Genomic DNA, 19,103 nt, shown 5'->3' with positions numbered 1-19,103 from the left:
CGGCCGCCGCTTCATGAGGATTTTGTCTGGCGAATCCTCGATAGAAAGCCGTTCATCCCCGTTCTGAGGATGCGCAACACCGTCTCGTGAGGTCTCCGCGGCGACACGCCCGCCCCCCAACAAAACGATGCCCCGTCAGTCCGTGACCGACGGGGCACCTTGGGGAACGACGGCACTGCGATGGGCCCGCGCTACGAAACGAACCGCAGCACGTCACCCGGCAGTCCGGCATCACGTCGGGCGGCGCACGCCGCCCGCGTCACTTACTGCCCCTGCTGCTGCAGCTTCTGCTGCTTGAGCTGCTGCGTGCGCGCCTGCAGCTTCAGCACGCGCTGCAGTGCGGTGCGGTTCGCGAGGATGCCGTCGTAGAAGTTGGCGAGATCGCCCTTCAGCGCGGTCCGCGACGCGTCGTTCAGGTAGATCATGTGGCCCGACGGGTAGTTCTTGATCGTCAGGTTCTGCGCCTTGAGCGTCGGGTCGAGCGGCATCTGCGCGAGCGTCAGCTCCGTCTGGTGGAACGGCGTGACGGCGTCGAAATAGCCGTTCGCCGACAGCACCTTCAGGTCCGGGTTCACGCTCATCGTCGACGCGAGGTCGCCGGCCGTGTACAGCGTATTGCCGCCACCCTTGTTCGCGCCGGTCGGGTCGATGTGACTGAAGTCCCAGTTGTTGAAGACCTGGTCGTTCAGGTCCACGAACGACGACGTCGACGTGTACTTGAGGTCGGTGTTGATGTAGCTGTTCCACAGCACCGTGTACGCGCCGCCGACGTTCGTGATCGACGGATCGTTGCTGCCCGAGTTCGGCAGGATGTACGGCGCGATGCCCTTGCCCGTGAAGTTCGCGCGCCCGTCGTACTGGCCGATCTGCGTGCCCGGCACGAGCGTCAGGAAGAACGTGTACGGCGGATTGTCGTCCGACGACGGCACGTTGCCGAGCGCGGCCGGGTTGCCGAACGTCTGGATCAGCGACGTCGGGTCCGTGCCGATGTACGAGCCCATCTGCTGCGCGGTCTGCAGGTTCAGGTTCAGCCGCACGTTCTCGAAGCCGCCGTCCTGCGGGTTCGGCTTCTGCGCGAGCGGCGCGAGCGTGTTGTCCGCGTAGTTGCGCGCCTGGATCATGTACGCGTCGAGATCGGTCGGCGTCGGGTTGAGCGTCGTCTTCTTCCAGTAGAACGCATCGGCCGCGAGCGTCGGGAACGTGCCCGGCGCGGACAGCGCGTTCGCGTAGTCGAGGATCGACGACTGCAGCGTGATCCCGTTCAGGTCGATGCCGTCCTCATGCAGCACCCACGATACGACCGCGCTGCGCGCGGTGCCGTACGACTCGCCGTACAGGAACTTCGGCGAATTCCAGCGCGAGTACTTGGTCAGGTAGCGCTGGATGAAGCGGTCGATCGAGCGCGCGTCCTGGTCGGTGCCCCAGAAATCCTTGTTCTTCGCCGGGGCGATCGCCGCCGAGTAACCGGTGCCGACCGGGTTGATGAACACGAGGTCGGTGCGGTCGAGCAGGCTGTCCGGGTTGTCGAGCAGCTTGTACGGCGCGGGCGGCGTGAAGTTCGGGAACGACGACTGCAGGCGCTTCGGCCCGTACGAGCCGAGCAGCAGGTAGACCGACGACGAGCCGGGGCCGCCGTTGTAGAAGAACGTGACCGGGCGCGGCTTCGACGGGTCCGGATTGTCCTGCGTGTACGCGACGTAGAACATCTTCGCGTTCGGCGCCGACGTGACCGGATCGATCGTCGTCAGGTGGCCGGTGGTGGCCGTGTACTTGATCGTCTTGCCGCCGATCGTGACCTGGCGGTGCACGATGGCCGCGCCTTCCGTCGCATCCGTGACCGCGTCGTTCGGCCCGGTGCCGTACACGTCGGTGTCGACGTACGGCTGATCGGCCGCGGCGGCGGCCGTTGCGGTGGTGTTGGCCGACGTGCTGCCGCTGGACGTCGCGGCGGCGGCGGCGGCCGAAGCGGCCGGGCTCGGCCCGTCGTCGCCGCCGCACCCCGTGACGAGCAGCGCCGCGGCCGCTGCCGCGGCGAGCGGTACGCTCAGTGTCGTTCCGAATAGCGCGAAACCGTCTTTCAAGGACTTCCGTGTCGTCATTATTGCCTCTCGAACAGAACGATAAATACCGCCGGTCGCAAAGGATCATTTGCGCCGGCGCTCCGCACCGGGAATGCATTCGTTATGCGACGCACTCCGAGTTTTTTACCGGTTCGGCGAATACCGACCGGCATGATTTACCCCCACCTGCATTTCCGCAACCGCACAATGGAATCCATTCCATTGCAAACGACAATTCAATAATCCGCAGCAGTAACGATTCGATCTGCGAATTTGCACATGCACAAAATCGACGGCAAAAGCATGCCCTGCGAGGCGCGCCCAGCAAGGCGTCTCGTTTCGAACAAACGAACAATCCCCCTCGGCGAAATGCCGATTAATCGCAACGCAGCGATCAATCGCAGTTCGAGCCGATTTAATAAAATCGAAAGGATCGATTAACTAAACGGAAAGGAATATCTCGTATCTGTAATTTATTAAATTAAGTGAAAATACCGGCGCATATTAGGTTCCCTATTTACCGCCGTAAAGTAATAATTTGTTACGGCGCTCGCCATTCGGATAAAAGGCGGTACGGGACCGATTCCACGCCCGCAAAAAGAAAAAGCCGGACGGCGGTCCGGCTTCGTGACGGCGGCGCGGCGGGGCGCCGTCAGAGCGGCACGTCGATCGCGCCGGCGCCGACGGTGATCGCGTTCGCGCCCGGCGCGGCAGAGATCGGCGGCAGGTTCGCGCTCGTCAGCGCGGGCGCGGCGCCCGGCGTGCCGCCGCGCGGCACCGTGCGGATCACCTGCGACGGCGGCAGCGGCGCGCCGTTCTTCAGGTGCTTCCACATCAGGTTCAGCGCCTGCAGGTTGTAGTAGTGGACCGGCACGAAGCGCGTGTCGAAGCCCGCCACCGGCAGGAACGCGTCGAAGTGCTGGCCGTTCGTCACCTCGTAGAACACGAGCCGGCTGCGCCCGCCTTCGCTGATGCCGTTCTGCGCGACGTACGCGCGCGATGCGTGGTTCACCGGCACGAGCGCGTCGCTGCGGCCCTGCACGATGATCGCCGGCTTGCCCTGCAGGTTCGCGTTCACGCGCACCGCGTCGACGTTCGCGGGCATCCCGAGCATCCCGTTCGTCCACAGCTGGCGCAGGCACAGCGCACCCGCGAAGCTCGCGTCGGGCGTCGCGAGCCGGTGGTCGACACCGGCGCCGTTGTTGAACACGAGGTCGATGCCGGCCGTCGGCGGCACGCCGTTGCCGACGCCGAACACGGCCGGCATCGGCGACGTGGCGGGCGCGGCGACGGCGCCCGTCGCCGGGTTCGTCGTCGCGAAGCTGAAGTTGCACAGGTTGTCGGTGACGCGCGAGCGCGTGTAGGCGTTCGCATAGGTGACCGCGATCGCCGGAATCGCCTGCGAATCCCACATCGGTGCCTGGAGCAGGTCGGAATCGGCGAGATAGCCGGCCGCATGGAGTTGCGCGAGCGCGTCGGCGGCCTGGCTTTGCGTATCGGCGCCCGACACGAGCCCGGCCGCGGCGAGCGTCGCGCAGCGCTGCGTGCGGATCGACTGCGTGGTCGCCGCCGGCAGCGCGCTCAGGTACGGCGCGCCGGCGAGCGAGGCCGACGCGGCCGCGCACGGCTGCAGCAGGTTCGCGAGCGTCGCGTAGTCGGCCAGCGGCCGGCCGAACGACGGTACCGGCTGGCCGCCCGTGCGCACGACCGCGTTCGGCGCCATCCGCACGTTGATCTGCGGCTCGCCGACCACGACCGCGGTGATCCAGCCGCGGTTGTCCTGCTCGGCCGCCGCGAGCGACGCGCCGCCGCCGTTGCTGACCGACGCGGCGATCGTCGTGATGTCGCCGGCGCGATAGCGCACCCCGTGCTGCGAGCCGTCGATCAGCGGTCCGAACTGCTCGTTGAGCGCCCAGTACGCGAACTCGACCGACTGCAGCGTCACGCGCCCCCAGTCCTGCTCGGGATTCTGCTGCGAATGCGCGTGCTTGAACGCATAGCGGTTCGGGAAGCGGGCATTGAAAGCCGCGAGATCGCCGCTGGTGACGTTCGCGGTAAACAGGCTCGCGGTGCCGGCCAGCACCGCGTTGGCGAGCGTGCCGTCGATCAGCGTGACGGTATCCGACATCAGCTCGTGCGCGCCGTTGCCGCCGCCCTTGTCGTTGTAGGCGACCGCGCAGCCGCGCTTGAGCGCCCATTCGCCGGCCGCGGAAATCGCGCCGTACACGCCGCGCGAGCCGGACGACGTCGCGGTGACGATGCACGGCTGCGCGGGATCGAAGCTGGCGGGCACCTGCACGAGCAGCGTGACGTTCTTGCTGCCGCTGCCGTCGTCGGCGTACGCGAGGTATTCGGTGCCGGGGATCTTGCCTTCGCCGAGCGTGTCGTTGCCGTCGAGGTCGACGTTCGGCCCCCAGAAGCGGCCGTAGCCGCCGTTCGCGCTCATGTCGACGAGCGCGCGGTAGTTCGACCAGATCGCGAGACGGCGCAGCTCGACAGCCGTCGGCCGGGCGGCATTCGCGAAGCCGGGGGCGACAGCCGAGCCGAGGCCCGTCTTGCCGAGGCCGGCCGTCAGCAGGTCGTCGCTCGTGCCGTCGTAGGCCGTCGTGCGCACGCTGCCGGACACGAAGCCGGGCAACCGGTTGCGCTCGGCCGAATCGTCGCCGTTGCAGGCGCCGAGCATCGCGACCGCGGCCAGCGCCGCGCCCCCTACCATCCGCCTGCCCCACCCGAGCCTCGTCATCACCGCCCTCTCGATATCGTTGTCGGTCCGCCGCCGCTTCGTGCGGCTTGCGGCCTCTCAAGCGCAAACGGGCCCCGGCATGCCGGGGCCCGCCTGAAAACGGGCACGTGCGGCGCTCGCGCGCCGCCGCCCGGCATCACTGCTGCTGAACCGTCAGCTTGTTCGTGACCGACGTCACGCCCTTCACGCCCTTGGCCGCTTCTTCCGCCTTGTCGATCTGGTCCTGGGCCGGCATCGTGCCTTCCAGCGTGATCGCGCCGCCCTTCGAGCGCACGACGAGGTTCGACACGTTCACGCCCGATTCCTTCGAAATGGCCTTGCGCACCGTGTAACCCAGCTTGCGGTTCGCCTTCTTCGCGGTTTTCGCAGCGGCCTTCGGCGCGCTGGTCGCGGCCGCCGGCGCTTCCGTTGCCGCCGCATCGCTCGACTGCGCATACACGCTGCCCGACAGACAGGCCGCCACGGCGGCGACGCCCAACGCTCTCAACACGATCGACTTCATGCTATCTCCTTATCACTCCGGAACGGCCGTGCACAGTACGGCCGGATACCCCCAAAAGCAGCCGGCCCGCGCGCGAACGGGCGGGACAGCCGGTGTTTTCCACGGCGATACGAGAGAGGCGACACGGGCCGGCGGCCGGCGCACGCGAAAAGCGGGCCGGCCGGGCCGGGCAGCCGCCGGCCGGACGCGCCCGGTCTCATTGCGTGCCGGGTCGCGCGCGAATCGGGCGCGGCTGCGTCGCACAATGTAATCCAGCGACAGCGGAAGCGCAAAGTTTTTGACGCGGCGGCGCCCGCCGCTGTCGCCGGCGCGCCGCGCGGGGCCGCCCGACTCCCGCACACCCGGCGAAACCGGGTACCATCGCCGCGAGAATCCGCATCGTCCGTGACAACCGCCCGACCGTCACCGATACGACACGCCAGCGTCATCCGCCGTCCCCATGAAGCCAGCCCGCCCTCGCCCGCCCCGCCGCATCCTCACCCGCTTCGTCGCGGTGTCGTGGCGCGACCTCGCGCTGTCGATCGGCCCCACCGTGCTGCTCGCCGGCGCGGCCGTCTGGCTCGCGGTCAAGCTGATCCAGCCGGCGCCGCCGTCCACGCTCGTGATCTCGTCCGGGCCGCCCGGCAGCACGTACTGGAACGCCGCGCAGAAGTACAAGACGATCCTCGCGAAGAACGGCGTCACGCTCGACGTCCAGTCGTCCGAAGGGTCCGCGCAGAATCTCGCGCGGCTGTCGAACCCGAACGCGCCGGTCGACGTCGGCTTCGTGCAGAGCGGCATCGGCCCGAAGGAGCGCGACGAGCATCTCGTGTCGCTCGGCAGCATCGGCTACGTGCCGCTCGCGATCATGTACCGCGGCCCGGTCGTCGCGCGGCTGTCCGACTTCAAGGGCAAGCGGCTCGCGCTCGGCGCGGAAGGCAGCGGCGCGCGCGAACTGAGCCTCGCGCTGCTGAAGATGAACGGCATCGTGCCGGGCGGCTCGACCGAGCTGCTGCCGACCGCCGGCGAGGATGCGGCCACGGCGCTGCTCGACGGCAAGATCGACGCGGCGTTCCTGTCCGGCGACTCGACGCAGATCCCGGTGATGGCGAAGCTGTTCCGCGCGCCGGGCGTGCACGTGTACTCGTTCACGCAGGCCGAAGCGTACGCGCGGCGCTTTCCGTACCTGACCGCGATCACGCTGCCGATGGGCGTCTACGATCTCGGCCGCAACCTGCCGCCCGCCGACATCCACACGGTTGCACCAACCATCGAGCTGGTCGCGCGCGACTCGCTGCACCCCGCGCTGTCCGACCTGCTGATCGAGGCCGCCCGCGAGGTGCACGGCCACGCGACGATCCTGCAGCACGCGGGCGAATTCCCGTCGGCCGTCACGCGCGGCTTCCCGCTGTCCGACGACGCCGCGCGCTACTACAAGTCGGGCAAGACCTTCCTGTACCGACGGCTGCCGTTCTGGGTCGCGAGCCTCGTCGACCGGCTGCTGGTGGTGGTCGTGCCGCTGATCGTCGTGCTGATCCCGGGGCTGCGGCTCGTGCCGTCGCTGTACGGCTGGCGCGTGCGCTCGCGCATCTACCGCTGGTACGGCGCGCTGATCGCGCTCGAGCGCCGCGCGCTCGGCGAGCACACGGCCGAGGAGCGTGTGCAGTTGCTCGACGAGCTCGACGACATCGAGGAAGCGGTGAACCGGATGAAGATGCCGCTCGCCTATGCCGGACAGTTCTACGTGCTGCGCGAGCACATCGGCTTCGTGCGCGAACGGCTCACCGCGCACGACCACGACGCGCCGGGCACCGGCGCGCACCCGCCGCACACCGGAGCCGAGCCGCCGCCGTCCGGCGATCCCCCTCGGGCGACTCCCGGTTCCGCGTAGGCGGACGATCCGCGATCATTGCCGCATGCGCGCGGCGCCGCGTAACATGGAGGCCGCCGCCAGACGCCGCACGCCCCACCCACTGGAGATCGACATGACAACCGGCCTCGATACCGCCCAGCCCGCCTGGTTCTTCGACTTCATGTCGCCGTTCTCCTATCTGCTCCTCGAACAGCACGACAAATGGCCGGACGTGCCGTTCGAACCGGTCGCCGTATCGCTGCCCGACCTCCAGCGTCACTGGGGCCAGCGCTCCAGCGCCGACGTGCCGGCCAAGCGCGTGTTCACGTACCGCCACGCGCTGTTCCGCGCCGAGCAGCTCGGCATCCGTTTCAAGATGCCGCCCGCGCACCCGTTCGATTCCGACAAGGTGCTGCGCCTCGCGATCGCGCTGCGCGCCGATATCGCGACGGTGCTGGAGATATTCCGCTTCATCTGGCGCGACGGCAACGACCCGTCGACGCCGGAAGGCTTCGCGGCGCTGTGCGAACGCGTCGGCGTCGGCCACGGCGACGAGCTGATCGAATTCGAGGAAACCGCCGCGCAACTGGCCCGCAACAATGCCGACGCGATCGCGCTCGGCGTGTTCGGCGTGCCGACCTTCTGGATGAACCGGCAGCTGTTCTGGGGCGAGGACGCGCTGCCGATGGTGCTGTACTGCGCGCGCACGCCGAACTGGCTCGAATCGCACGAGGTCAAGCGGATCAGCACGCTGCCGAAGGGCCGGGCGTGATGGCCGGTATCACGCACGCGAACGCGCGGCTGCGGTAAGGTTACGCTTCGCGTGAATCACCCTTCAACGATGGAAGACGACGACCGTACCGCCTCGCTCGACATCTGGCTCGTGCGCGTGCTGCGCACGCTGCTGCTCGAGCGCAGCGTCACGCAGGCCGCGCTGCGGCTGAACCAGACGCAGCCCGCGATCAGCACCGCGCTGCGCAAGCTGCGCGAGACGCTGAACGACCCGATCCTCGTGCGCGGCAAATCCGGGATGGTGCCGACCGAATACGGCGCGTCGCTGCTCGGGGCCGCGTCGCGCGCGCTGCGCGAGGTCGACTTCATCGCGACGCCGCACGGCGACTTCGATCCGTCGTCCGCGCGGCGCACGTTCCGCGTCGCGGCGCCCGACTACCTGAACGATTTCTTCATGCCGACGCTGATCGAGCGCTTTCGCGACGCGGCGCCGCATGCGCATCTGGAAATCGATTCGCTGAATCCCGCGCTCGATCACGCGGGCGCGCTCGAATCGGGCGCGCTCGATCTCGTGATCGGCAACTGGCCGAAGCCCGACCCGCAGTTCGCGCGCCAGGACCTGTTCTCCGACACGATCGTGTGCCTGATGCGCGACGCGCATCCGCTCGCGCACGCGCCGCTCACGCGTGAAGCGTATGCGTCGGCCGCGCACGTCGCCCCGACGCCGTACACCGGCGACAAGCGCAACGCGATCGAGATCGGCCTTGCACGCGCACGCCTCACGCGGCGCATCGTGACGACGCTGCCGTACTTCGGGATCGTGCCGCAGGTGTTGCTGCAGTCGGACCTGATCTTCACGACGACGCGCCGCTTCGCGACGCACTACGCGCAACTGCTGCCGCTCGTCGTCGTCGCGCCGCCGGTGCCGTTCCCGCGCATCAAGAGCTACCTGCTCACGCATCCGCAGCCCGACCGCCCGACCGACATCGCGTGGCTATGCGCGCTGATGCAGAGCGTGTCCGACGAGCTGACGGTCGCCCGCGCGCGCAAACGCTGATACGCGACGCAAAACGGCGCGCGGCCGCTCAGGCCGTGCAGAAGGTTTCCTGTAGATGGGCCCAGCGCACGACGCCTGCCGCGTCGCGCTCGAACACGGCGGTCGCGCGACGCGCGGGCAGTTCGCCCGCGCTCGCGTGCTGCGCTTCGAGATAGGTGATCACCGCATGCGACGTGTCGGCCGCGAGCACGCGGATGTCCGACAGCGTGATGCGCAGCCCCGGCTTGGCGCCGCCGAGCGTCGCGAACAGCGCGCGCATGCCGGCGTGATCGACCACGCGGCCGTCGGTCAGGATCATCGTGAATGCGGCGGAAAACGCGGCCATCAGCGTGTCGAGCGCGTCGGGCGCGGTATCGACGCCGGACAGCCAGCGCTCGATGGCGACGAGGCTCGCGTCGAGCGTGTCGAGATAGATCGGGTGATCGGACATGGTGCGGGCACGGTAAGGCGCGGCCCGATGCCGCGCGTCGCCGTGCAGTGTATGCAAAAACGCGCGGCGCTGCGCTGAGCGCGCCGCGCTACCGCGCACAGGACACGTCGTCGCGCGCACGCCCCGACGCGGCCGCCTTCGCATCGGCCACCGGCATGCCCGAGCGCGCCTGCAGCAGCTCCGCGCACACGGCCACCGCGATCGCGCCCGGCGCCTTGTCGACGATGCCCGCAACGCCGATCGGGCACACCATCTCCACGAGCCGCGCCGGATCGACGCCGCGCGCGGCGAGCCGGCGCTCGAACTTCACGCGCTTGGTGCGCGAGCCGATCATCCCGAAGTACGCGTAGTCGCGCCGCCGCATGATCTGCGCGGCGAGCGAGAAGTCGAGCGCGTGGTTGTGCGTCATCACGAGGAAGTACGCGCCGGGCGGCGCCGCGTCGACGACCGCCTCCGGCGTGTCGGTCGGCTCCGGCTGCACGTTCGGCGGACATTCGTCCGGGAACAGCTCGTCGCGCGTGTCGACCCACTGCACGACGCACGGCAGCGCGCCGAGCAGCGTGACGAGCGCGTGCCCCACGTGCCCGGCGCCGAACAGCACGATGTGCATCGGCGCCGGCGTGCCGGTCGCGCGGTTGCGCTGGCCGGTACCCGGCTCGAAAGCCGGGCGCTGCGCGGTGCGAAGCGGGCGGGCGGGGCCGTGCATGTCAGCCTGCCTTCGCCGCGCGCACCGCGTTGACCGCGCGCAGGATCGATTCGCCGGTCGCCGGCGCATCGAGCGGCGGGTTCACGCGGTAGTCGCCGACCGCGGCCACTGCGTCGCGCACCGCGAAGAACACCGAGAACGGCAGCAGCAGCGGCGGCTCGCCGACGGCCTTCGAACGGTGGATGCTGTCCTCGACGTTGCGGTTCTTGAACAGCTTCACGTTGAACTCGGGCGGCGTGTCGTTCACCGTCGGGATCTTGTACGTGGACGGCGCATGCGTCATCAGCTTGCCGCCCTTGTTCCACCACAGCTCTTCTGTCGTGAGCCAGCCCATCCCCTGGATGAACGCGCCTTCGACCTGGCCGACGTCGAGCGCCGGGTTCAGCGACGCGCCCACGTCGTGCAGCGCATCCACACGCAGCGTGCGCATCTCGCCCGTCAGCGTGTCGATCACGACTTCCGACACGGCCGCGCCGTACGAGTAGTAGTAGAACGGCCGGCCCTGCAGCTTCGACTGGTCCCAGTACAGCTTCGGCGTCGCGTAGAAACCGTCGGACCACAGCTGCACGCGCGCGAGGTACGCCTTAGCGATCACTTCGCCGAACGGCACGCTCGCGCCGCCGACCCACACGAAGTCGTTGCCGAACTTCACGTCGGCCGCATCGACCTTGCCGTCGCCGAACTGCTTCGCGGCGAACACCGCGAGCCGCTCGCGCAACTGACGCGCCGCATCCTGCGCGGCCTTGCCGTTCAGGTCCGAGCCCGTCGAGGCCGCCGTCGCGGACGTGTTCGCGACCTTGCTCGTGTCGGTCGCCGTCACGCGGATCCGGCCGAAGCGGATGCCGAGCTCGTGCGCGACGACCTGCGCGACCTTCGTGTTGAGCCCCTGCCCCATCTCCGTGCCGCCGTGGTTCACGAGCACCGAGCCGTCGGTATAGATATGCACCAGCGCGCCGGCCTGGTTGAAGTGCGTGACGTTGAACGCGATGCCGAACTTCACCGGCGTGAGCGCGATGCCCTTCTTCAGCACCGTGTTGCGCGCGTTGAATTCGCGCACGCCCGCGCGCCGCGCGCGGTAGTCGCTCGTCGCCTCGAGTTCGCCGAGCAGCTCGGGCAGCACGTTGTCCTCGACGGTCTGCCCGTACGGCGTCACGTTGCGCTCGGTCTTGCCGTACAGGTTCGCGTAGCGCACGTCGAGCGGATCGCGGCCGAGCGAACGCGCGATGTCGTCGAGGATGTACTCGATCGCGAACGCGCCCTGCGGGCCGCCGAAGCCGCGGAACGCGGTGTTCGACTGCGTGTTGGTCTTGCCGCAGTAGCCGGCGATCGCGACGTCGCCCAGCCAGTACGCGTTGTCGAAGTGGCACACCGCGCGCGTCATCACCGGGCCCGACAGGTCGGCCGAGAAGCCGCAGCGCGACGTCATGTCGAGCGCGACGCCGTCGATGCGGCCATCGTCGTCGTAGCCGACGTCGAAGCGGTAATGGAAGTCGTGCCGCTTGCCGGTGATCATCATGTCGTCGTCGCGGTCCGGACGCAGCTTCACCGGGCACAGCAGCTTCCATGCGGCGAGCGCCGCGCAGCACGCGAACAGGCCCGACTGCGATTCCTTGCCGCCGAAGCCGCCGCCCATCCGGCGGCATTCGACCAGCACGTTGTGCGACGCGACGCCGAGCACGTGCGCGACGAGGTGCTGCATCTCGCTCGGGTGCTGCGTCGAGCAGTACACGTGCATGCCGTCGTCGTCCTTCGGCACCGCGTACGCGATCTGGCCTTCGAGATAGAACTGCTCCTGCCCGCCGAGCAGCATTTCGCCGGACTCGCGGTGCGGCGCGACGGCGAGCCGCGCGGCCGCGTCGCCGCGCGCGAGCTTCAGCGGCGGGATCACGTAGGTTTCGGCCGCCCGCGCTTCCTGCGCGGTGAGGATCGCGGGCAGCTCCTCGTAGTCGACCTGCGCGCGGCGCGCGGCGAGCCGCGCGGTTTCGTGCGACGTCGCGACGACGATGAACATCGGCTGGCCGACGAACTGCACGACGCCCTTCGCGAGCACCGGGTCGTCGTGGATGATCGGGCCGCAGTCGTTGACGCCCGGGATGTCGTCGGCCGTGAACACGGCGACCACGCCCGGCGTCGCGCGCACCGCGTCGAAGTTCATCGACACGATTCTTGCGTGCGCTTTCGCCGACAGGCCGAGCGCCGCGTGCAGCGTGCCCGCGACGACCGGGATGTCGTCGGTGTAGGTCGCGCGCCCGCTCACGTGCAGGTGGGCGGATTCGTGCGCGCGCGAGACGTGGACCTGCGCGGCGTCGGCTTGCGGGTCGAGGGTGCTCAGGAACGGTTCTGCTTGCTGGTTCATGTTCGGTGTTCTCCGTCTTCAGACGCGCGCCGCGTCGGTGCCGGCGTCGGTGCCGGCTTCGGCGGCCACTTCACGCACATTCAGGGCTTGCGGCGGCAGCGGGTCGTGCGCACGCGTCTCCAGCCAGAATCGGTACATCAGGTTCTTCGCGGTATCGAGGCGGTATGCGCTCGTCGCGCGCATGTCGGACAGCGGCTGGTAGTCGCGCTCCAGCGCCTGCATCGCGGCCTGCGCGGTGGCTTCGTGCCACTGCGCGCCGTCGAGCACGGCTTCCGTTTGGGCCGCGCGCTTCGGCGTCGCGGCCATCCCGCCGAACGCGACGCGCGGTTCGCGGATCGTGTCGCCGTCCGCGATGAACGCGAACGCCGCGCACACGGCCGAGATGTCGGAGTCGAACCGCTTCGACAGCTTGTACGTGCGAAACTGCAGCTTCTCGCGCGCGCCGGTGCGGGTCGGCACCCTCAGGCCGACGACGAATTCGTGCGGCGCCATGTCCTTCTGCTGGTAACCCGTGTACAGCGCCTCGAGCGGCAGCTCGCGCACCGTGTCGCCGCCGCGCAGCACCACGCGCGCGCCGAGCGCGATCAGGCCCGGCATCGAATCGCCGATCGGCGAGCCGTTCGCGACGTTGCCGCCGATCGTGCCCGCGTTGCGGATCGGCAGCGACGCGAAGCGCTTCCACATCTCGGTCAGCTCCGGATACGTGCCGGCGAGCGCCGCGTAGGCCTTCTCGACCGTCACGCCCGCGCCGATCTCGATCCAGTCGCCGCGTTCCGCGACGCGCCGCAGTTCGGCGATCTGGCCGACGTAGATCAGGTCGTCGAGCCGGCGCATCTGCTTGGTGACCCACAGGCCGATGTCGGTGCTGCCGGCCAGGATGCGCGCGTCGGGCCGCTCGGCCTTCAGCGCGGCCAGCGCGTCGAGCGTGCGCGGCGCCGCGAAGCGCGCGCCGTTGAGCGTCGTGTAGTCGAACGTATCGTCGCGCTTGAGCGACGCGAGCGTGCGGGCCAGCGCGGCCGTGTCGACCGGTGCCGACGGAGCCGGCCCACCTTCGCCGGCCGCGTCAAACATCTGCACGGCCGCATCGACGATCGGGCGATAGCCGGTGCAGCGGCACAGGTTGCCGGTCAGCGCATCGGCGATCTCGGTGCGCGTCGGCACGTCCTTCGCCTTCGCGCACGCCGTGCCGCAACCTTCGTGGCCGTGCTTCTCGTACAGCGCCCACATCGACATCACGAAGCCGGGCGTGCAGAACCCGCATTGCGACCCGTGGCAGTCGACCATCGCCTGCTGCACCGGATGCAGCGTGCCGTCCGGCTGGCGCAGGTCCTCGACCGTCAGCAGCGCCTTGCCGTCGAGCGTCGGCAGGAACTGGATGCATGCGTTGACGGCCTTGAACTCGACCGCGCCGGCGTCGGTCAGTTCGCCGACGACGACCGTGCACGCGCCGCAGTCGCCTTCCGCGCAGCCTTCCTTGGTGCCGGTGCAATGCGCGTCTTCGCGCAGATACTGCAGCACGGTGCGGGTAACGTCCGCGCCGCTGACTTCGCGGATCGCGTGACGATGGTAGAAGCGGATCGGCTCACTCATGTCTCGATGATTCTTCAAATGGGGGGCAAGGCGGCCCGCGCAGTGCGCTCGACCGACGTTTTTCTGACAGTTTGCACGCTATCACCATCAAATTTCGCAACCCATAGCCCATCACGCATGGGGCCCATATAACTGACGCGATATGAGCGCCGCGGCGGCCCGGCGGCCTGCCTGACGGGGCTCCCGGCCCTGTCCCCGCGCCGCCGCCACCGTCCGTCGGCCTCCAGAACAGGTCGCGATTAACTAAATGGTACCTGCGCCAAAACCGGTTCCATGGGAAAATCCCGATTCCCTTTTCCCCGTCTTTCGTGCGTTTCGCTCATTCGTTCCGACCCCATGTCAACCGACTCCGCCACACCGCCGCGCAGCGGGTTCGCGGTCACGCTGCAAATCGTGTCCGTCGTCTGCTTCACGTTCATCTGCTACCTGACCATCGGCCTGCCGCTCGCGGTGCTGCCGGGCTTCGTCCATGACGACCTCGGCTTTTCCGCGATCGTCGCGGGCGGCGCGATCAGCGTCCAGTATTTCGCGACGCTCGCATCGCGGCCGCTCGCCGGGCGCTTCGCCGATACGCTCGGCCCGAAGCAGACGGTGCTGCGCGGGCTGATCGGCTGCGGTGTGTCGGGCGTGCTGCTGCTCGTCGCGCTGCTGCTCGCGCACTGGCCGGTCGCGAGCCTCGTGCTGCTGGTCGCGAGCCGGCTCGTGCTCGGCGTCGGCGAAAGCCTGTGCGGCACCGGCGCGATCCTGTGGGGTATCGGCCGGGTCGGCGTCACGCACAACGCGAAGGTGATCTCGTGGAACGGCATCGCGACCTACGGCGCGCTCGCGCTGGGCGCACCGGTCGGCGTCGCGATCGCGCATACGCTGAATCCGGCGCTGATCGGCGTGATCGTCATCGCGCTGGCCGCGCTCGGCTTCTACCTCGCGCGCCTGATCGATCCGGTGCCGCTCGTGCACGGCGAACGGATGTCGTACGCGAGCGTGTTCACGCGCGTGCTGCCCCACGGCCTCGGCCTCGCGCTCGGCTCGGCCGGCTTCGGCTCGATCGCGACCTTCGTCACGCTGTACTACGCGGCGCGGCACTGGCCGAACGCCGCGCTGTCGCTGACCGTGTTCGGCACGCTGTTCATCGGCGCGCGCCTGCTGTTCGCGAACACGATCAAGACCTACGGCGGCTTCCGCGTCGCGATCGTGTCGTTCGCGTTCGAATGCTCGGGCCTCGTGCTGCTGTGGCTCGCGCCCGTGCCGCACGTCGCGCTCGTCGGCGCCGCGCTGACGGGCTTCGGCTTCGCGCTGATCTTCCCGGCGCTCGGCGTCGAGGCGGTCGCGCTCGTGCCGCCCGCGAGCCGCGGTGCGGCGCTGTCCGCGTACTCGGTGTTCCTCGACCTGTCGCTCGGCATCACGGGCCCGCTCGCCGGCTATGTCGCGGGCGCGTTCGGCTATCCGCAGGTGTTCCTGTTCGCGGCGGTGGCGGCCGCGGCGGGCGTCGCGCTGTCGATGGTGCTGTACCAGCGCCAGGCGCGAGTGGCGGAAAGCGGCGCGGCGGCCTGATCGCGCGGCCCGTTGCAACGAAGCCGGTCGCGGCAATCACGCGGCCGGCCACCCCAAATAAAAACGCCCGCATCGCGCGGGCGTTTCCGTATCCGGACGAAGCCGGTGCGGCGGGCAGGCCGGTCACGCGGCCCGGAGAAACAACCGCCGCGTCAGGTCGAACGCGACCAGGTTGCCGGCCACCACCAGCAGCAGCCCGACGACCGCGAGCGGCGACCACTGGTAACCCTCGAACACCGTCGACACGGCCAGCGCGACGATCGGAAACAGCACCGTGCAGTACGCGGCCCGCTCCGGCCCGATCCGGCCGACGAGCGTCAGATACGCGGTAAAGCCGATCACCGAGCCGGGCACGGCCAGGTAGACGAGCGCGCCGAGATAGCGCGGGCTCGTGTCGAGCGTGAACGGCAAGCCGGCCACCGCGCTGCCGACGGTCAGGATCGCCGCGCCGATCAGCATCGCCCAGCCGTTGGTCACGAGCGGATGCAGCCCCATCGACTGCATCCGGCTCGACAGCAGGTTGCCGGCCGAGAAGCACATCGTGCCCGCGAACGCGATCGCGAGGCCCATCCAGGTCGCATGGTCGTCGAGATGGCCGGCCATCTGCTGCCAGAACAGGCACGCGATGCCGGTCAGCCCGAGCAGCGCGCCGGCGATCGCCGACGGCCGCAGCGGACGGCCCATGAACAGCCGGCCGTTGATCGAGTTCAGCAGCGGCGCGGTCGAGAAGATCACCGCGACGAGGCCGCTCGGCACGACCTGCTCCGCGTAGTAGAAGCACAGGAAGTTCACGCAGAACAGCGCGAAGCCCTGCGCCACAAGAAAGCGCCACGCTTCGCGCGGCGGGCGCACCGGCCGGCGCATCACGCGCAGCAGCGCGAACAGCACGGCGGCCGCGAGCCAGAAGCGCCATGCGATCGACACGGGCGGCGGCACCGAGCCGAGCTGCCACTTGATCGCGATCCAGGTGGTGCCCCAGATCAGCACGGTGACGAAATAAAGCGACAGGTTCATGGCGGCAACGATCCGAAAAGACGAATGAAACGGGAATCCGACTATGCCGCCGCCCGGCGCGCGCCGATTGTCCGGAATTGCGGTCTTTTTCGGGACGCCGCACGCGGCGCTGCGCACCCGCTTATACTCGGCGCATCATGAGCGTCTCTCTTTCCGCCCCGCCCGTCGACCACCCCGCCGCCCTGGCCGGCGGCGATCTGCCGTTCGGCCTGCAGTCGGTCTGCCGCACGCTCGCCGACGCGAACGCGACGCTCGAGCGCTTCGCGTGGCTCGGCGACCATCTCGCGATCGCAGAATGGACGCGGATCACCGACGAAAGCGAGACGATTTACGAGCAGCCGGGTCACCACACGCTGTCGTGCTACCTCGACGGCGGCTACCGGACCGAGCGCCAGCGCGTGCCGCGCTACGGCGCGCCGAGCCTGCTGTGCGCGCTGCCGGGCGACCATGAATCGCGCTGGTGGGTGCGCGGCGAGATGCACTTCATCCACCTGTATTTCCTGCCCGAGCACTTCACGCAGCGTGCGATCCGCGAGCTCGACCGCGAACCGCGCGAACTGAAGCTCGCCGACCGCACCTACTTCGAGGATGCGCGCGTCGCCGCGCTGCTGCGCGCGCTCGCCCTGGATGGCTGGGACGACGCCGACGAACGGCTGCGCGTGAACGAGACCGCGCACGAAGTGCTGAGCCTGCTGCTGCGCGGACAGAGCGCGACGCGCACCGACACGTCGTTCCGCGGCGGCCTCGCGCCGGCCGTGCGCCGCCGCGTGCGCGACTACATCGACACGTACCTGACGCAGCCGCTGACACTCGGCGAACTCGCCGAAGTGGCCGCGCTGTCCGAATACCACTTCTCGCGGATGTTCCGGCTGTCGTTCGGCCGCGCGCCGCATGCATGGGTCGCCGAGCAGCGCCTCGCGCGGGCGCGCGAGCTGCTGCGCACGACCGCGCTGCCGCTCGCGCAGATCGCGGCCGACTGCGGGTACGCGAATGCCGGCCACTTCAGCCATCGCTTTCGCGACGCGCACGGCACGACGCCGAATACGTACCGGCGCGCGATGCAGGGCCGCTGAGCGCGGCCCCTTTCGTCGCTTTCGCGCGTTACGCGCCGCGCCGCGACAGTTCCTGTTCGAGCGCCGCGACGCCGGCCGGCAGGTCGACCGGCACCTTGAGGTCGACCATCGTGCGGCCGAACGCATGCAGCGTGCGGAACAGGTTGTGTTCGCGGCATTGCTCGCCCATCTGCCCGATCCGCACGATCGGCAACCCGAACGAGCCCGAAATCTCGACCTGGTACTGCTTCGAGATATGCCCGCAGACCATGCCCGGCGTGAGCCCTTCCGGCGTCTCGATCCCGACGACCGAATTCAGCCGGCAATCCTTCGGCGCATAGAGCTTGAGCCCCATCGACTCGACCCCGGCCTGCAGCGCGAGCGAGCAGCGCAGATGGCGCGCGAAGCGGCTTTCGAGCGTCTCCGCGCACACGAGCCGCAGCGCCTCGTGCAGCGCGAGCACGCCGGACACGGGCGCCGTGTAGTGATAGCCGGCGTTGTGCCAGAAGTTCTCCGCGAGCGCCATGTCGAGGCACCAGTGCGCGTTCGGTTCGGGGCGGTGCTTCATCCGCTCCCACGCGGCGTCGGAGAATGCGATCAGCGACACGCCCGGGATCGACGACAGCCCCTTCTGGCCGCCGGTGATCACCGCGTCGATGCCCCACGCGTCCATCTCGAGCGGCATCGTCGACAGCGTGCACACCGCGTCGACCACGACCAGCGCGCCGGCCGCCTTCGCGATCGCCGCGATGTCGCGCAGGTCGCGGTTCCACACGGTGTTCGACGTCTCGCCCTGCACGATCGTGACGATCTCGGGCCGCTCGCGCGCGATCGCGTCCGCGACCTCGTCGAGACTGGCGACCGCGCGGTCGGCCACTTCGAGCGTCGCGACGTCGGCGCCGACGCGCGTGGCCATCTCGGCCATCCGCGCGCTGAAGAAGCCGTTGCGGATCGACAGCACGCGCGTACCGCGCCACGCGAGGTTCGAGATCGCCATTTCCATCGCGGCCGATCCGGGGCCCGCGACGCCGAGCACCCACTTCGTGCGGGTCTGGAACACGTAGCGCGCCATCTCCTTCACCTGCTCGATGATCTTCGCCATCGTCGCGCCGAGGTGATTGATCACGATCGTGTTCGCCTTCGCGACGGCGGCCGGGATCGGAACCGGGCCGGCGCCCATCATCAGCAACGGTTCTTCGGGCAGGATCGCGTCGAGCGGCACGACGACGGGACAGGGAATCGGCGAGTAATCGATGGACATGGCTGGTCGAGAAGAGGAAAGGAAGTGCACTGACGCCCGCCTCGCGGCAAGCGAATTGATCGATCATTCCGCGTTCCGCCGTCACGCGCAAGAGGCACGCGCGGCCGGACAGCGCGGCGGTGGCCCGGTCGCCGGACCGGGCCGGTCGGCCGTATGCGGGCGGCGGGCCGGTCGATCCGATTGAAAAAGGAATGCCGGCCGGGCCGTGAAACGGTTCC

14 protein-coding genes are annotated in these 19,103 nt (G+C 69.1%); 5 read left to right on the top strand and 9 right to left on the bottom strand.

Translation table 11 applies throughout. From position 1 onward, the window contains the following. Positions 1 to 263: 263 nt before the first annotated feature. The 3 genes from WJ16_RS03850 to WJ16_RS03840 form a co-directional block, all read right to left on the bottom strand. Entirely contained in the window at positions 264 to 2,099 is a 1,836-nt protein-coding gene (locus WJ16_RS03850) for a S10 family peptidase (RefSeq protein WP_069255918.1), read from the bottom strand. Positions 2,100 to 2,712: 613 nt separating this feature from the next. Next, positions 2,713 to 4,803, bottom strand: a complete 2,091-nt coding sequence (locus WJ16_RS03845) for a D-(-)-3-hydroxybutyrate oligomer hydrolase (protein ID WP_069255917.1) — start codon at positions 4,801 to 4,803, stop codon at positions 2,713 to 2,715. 136 nt (positions 4,804 to 4,939) lie between these two features. Then, positions 4,940 to 5,305 (bottom strand): BON domain-containing protein, encoded by a 366-nt coding sequence (locus tag WJ16_RS03840; protein ID WP_069255916.1) that lies wholly within the window; start codon positions 5,303 to 5,305, stop codon positions 4,940 to 4,942. A gap of 439 nt (positions 5,306 to 5,744) precedes the next feature. Between WJ16_RS03840 and WJ16_RS03835 the strand changes: the two genes are divergently transcribed. From WJ16_RS03835 to WJ16_RS03825, 3 genes are all read left to right on the top strand, one after another. Next, positions 5,745 to 7,175, top strand: a complete 1,431-nt coding sequence (locus tag WJ16_RS03835) for a TAXI family TRAP transporter solute-binding subunit (protein ID WP_069255915.1) — start codon at positions 5,745 to 5,747, stop codon at positions 7,173 to 7,175. A 94-nt stretch (positions 7,176 to 7,269) separates the two neighbouring features. Continuing rightward, positions 7,270 to 7,908: a 2-hydroxychromene-2-carboxylate isomerase gene (locus WJ16_RS03830; protein WP_069255914.1), complete on the top strand. Its 639-nt coding sequence runs from the start codon at positions 7,270 to 7,272 to the stop codon at positions 7,906 to 7,908. 69 nt (positions 7,909 to 7,977) lie between these two features. Next, positions 7,978 to 8,925, top strand: a complete 948-nt coding sequence (locus WJ16_RS03825; protein ID WP_069255913.1) for a LysR family transcriptional regulator — start codon at positions 7,978 to 7,980, stop codon at positions 8,923 to 8,925. 28 nt (positions 8,926 to 8,953) lie between these two features. Here WJ16_RS03825 and WJ16_RS03820 read toward each other — a convergent pair whose 3' ends face one another. The 4 genes from WJ16_RS03820 to xdhA all read right to left on the bottom strand — a co-directional run bounded on the left by WJ16_RS03820 (position 8,954) and on the right by xdhA (position 14,007). Beyond that, a complete protein-coding gene (locus WJ16_RS03820; protein ID WP_069255912.1) occupies positions 8,954 to 9,355 on the bottom strand; it encodes a polyketide cyclase in 402 nt (133 codons plus the stop codon). An 88-nt stretch (positions 9,356 to 9,443) separates the two neighbouring features. Beyond that, the gene (gene xdhC / locus WJ16_RS03815) at positions 9,444 to 10,061 is read right to left on the bottom strand and encodes a xanthine dehydrogenase accessory protein XdhC (RefSeq protein ID WP_069255911.1); all 618 of its coding nucleotides are present in this window, start codon (positions 10,059 to 10,061) and stop codon (positions 9,444 to 9,446) included. A 1-nt stretch (position 10,062) separates the two neighbouring features. Next, a complete protein-coding gene (xdhB, locus tag WJ16_RS03810) occupies positions 10,063 to 12,417 on the bottom strand; it encodes a xanthine dehydrogenase molybdopterin binding subunit (protein WP_069255910.1) in 2,355 nt (784 codons plus the stop codon). Between the two features lie 18 nt (positions 12,418 to 12,435). Further along, a complete protein-coding gene (gene xdhA / locus WJ16_RS03805; RefSeq protein ID WP_069255909.1) occupies positions 12,436 to 14,007 on the bottom strand; it encodes a xanthine dehydrogenase small subunit in 1,572 nt (523 codons plus the stop codon). A 336-nt stretch (positions 14,008 to 14,343) separates the two neighbouring features. Here xdhA and WJ16_RS03800 point away from each other — a divergent pair, with 336 nt between their 5' ends. Then, positions 14,344 to 15,558: an MFS transporter gene (locus tag WJ16_RS03800; protein WP_069255908.1), complete on the top strand. Its 1,215-nt coding sequence runs from the start codon at positions 14,344 to 14,346 to the stop codon at positions 15,556 to 15,558. 123 nt (positions 15,559 to 15,681) lie between these two features. Here the strand turns inward: WJ16_RS03800 and WJ16_RS03795 are convergent, their stop codons facing one another. Beyond that, positions 15,682 to 16,572, bottom strand: coding sequence for a DMT family transporter (locus tag WJ16_RS03795; RefSeq protein WP_069255907.1), 891 nt, complete (start codon positions 16,570 to 16,572; stop codon positions 15,682 to 15,684). Between the two features lie 137 nt (positions 16,573 to 16,709). On the opposite strand from WJ16_RS03795, the gene WJ16_RS03790 reads away from it, so the two are divergent. After that, entirely contained in the window at positions 16,710 to 17,645 is a 936-nt protein-coding gene (locus tag WJ16_RS03790; protein ID WP_069255906.1) for a helix-turn-helix domain-containing protein, read from the top strand. 28 nt (positions 17,646 to 17,673) lie between these two features. Here WJ16_RS03790 and WJ16_RS03785 read toward each other — a convergent pair whose 3' ends face one another. Further along, positions 17,674 to 18,885 (bottom strand): pyridoxal-phosphate-dependent aminotransferase family protein, encoded by a 1,212-nt coding sequence (locus WJ16_RS03785; RefSeq protein ID WP_069255905.1) that lies wholly within the window; start codon positions 18,883 to 18,885, stop codon positions 17,674 to 17,676. Positions 18,886 to 19,103 lie beyond the last annotated feature (218 nt).

The sequence above is a fragment of the Burkholderia metallica genome, from assembly GCF_001718555.1.
Lineage (GTDB): Bacteria > Pseudomonadota > Gammaproteobacteria > Burkholderiales > Burkholderiaceae > Burkholderia > Burkholderia metallica.
Note: the sequence above shows the minus strand (reverse complement) of the source record. Positions and strands in the feature narration are given on the sequence as shown.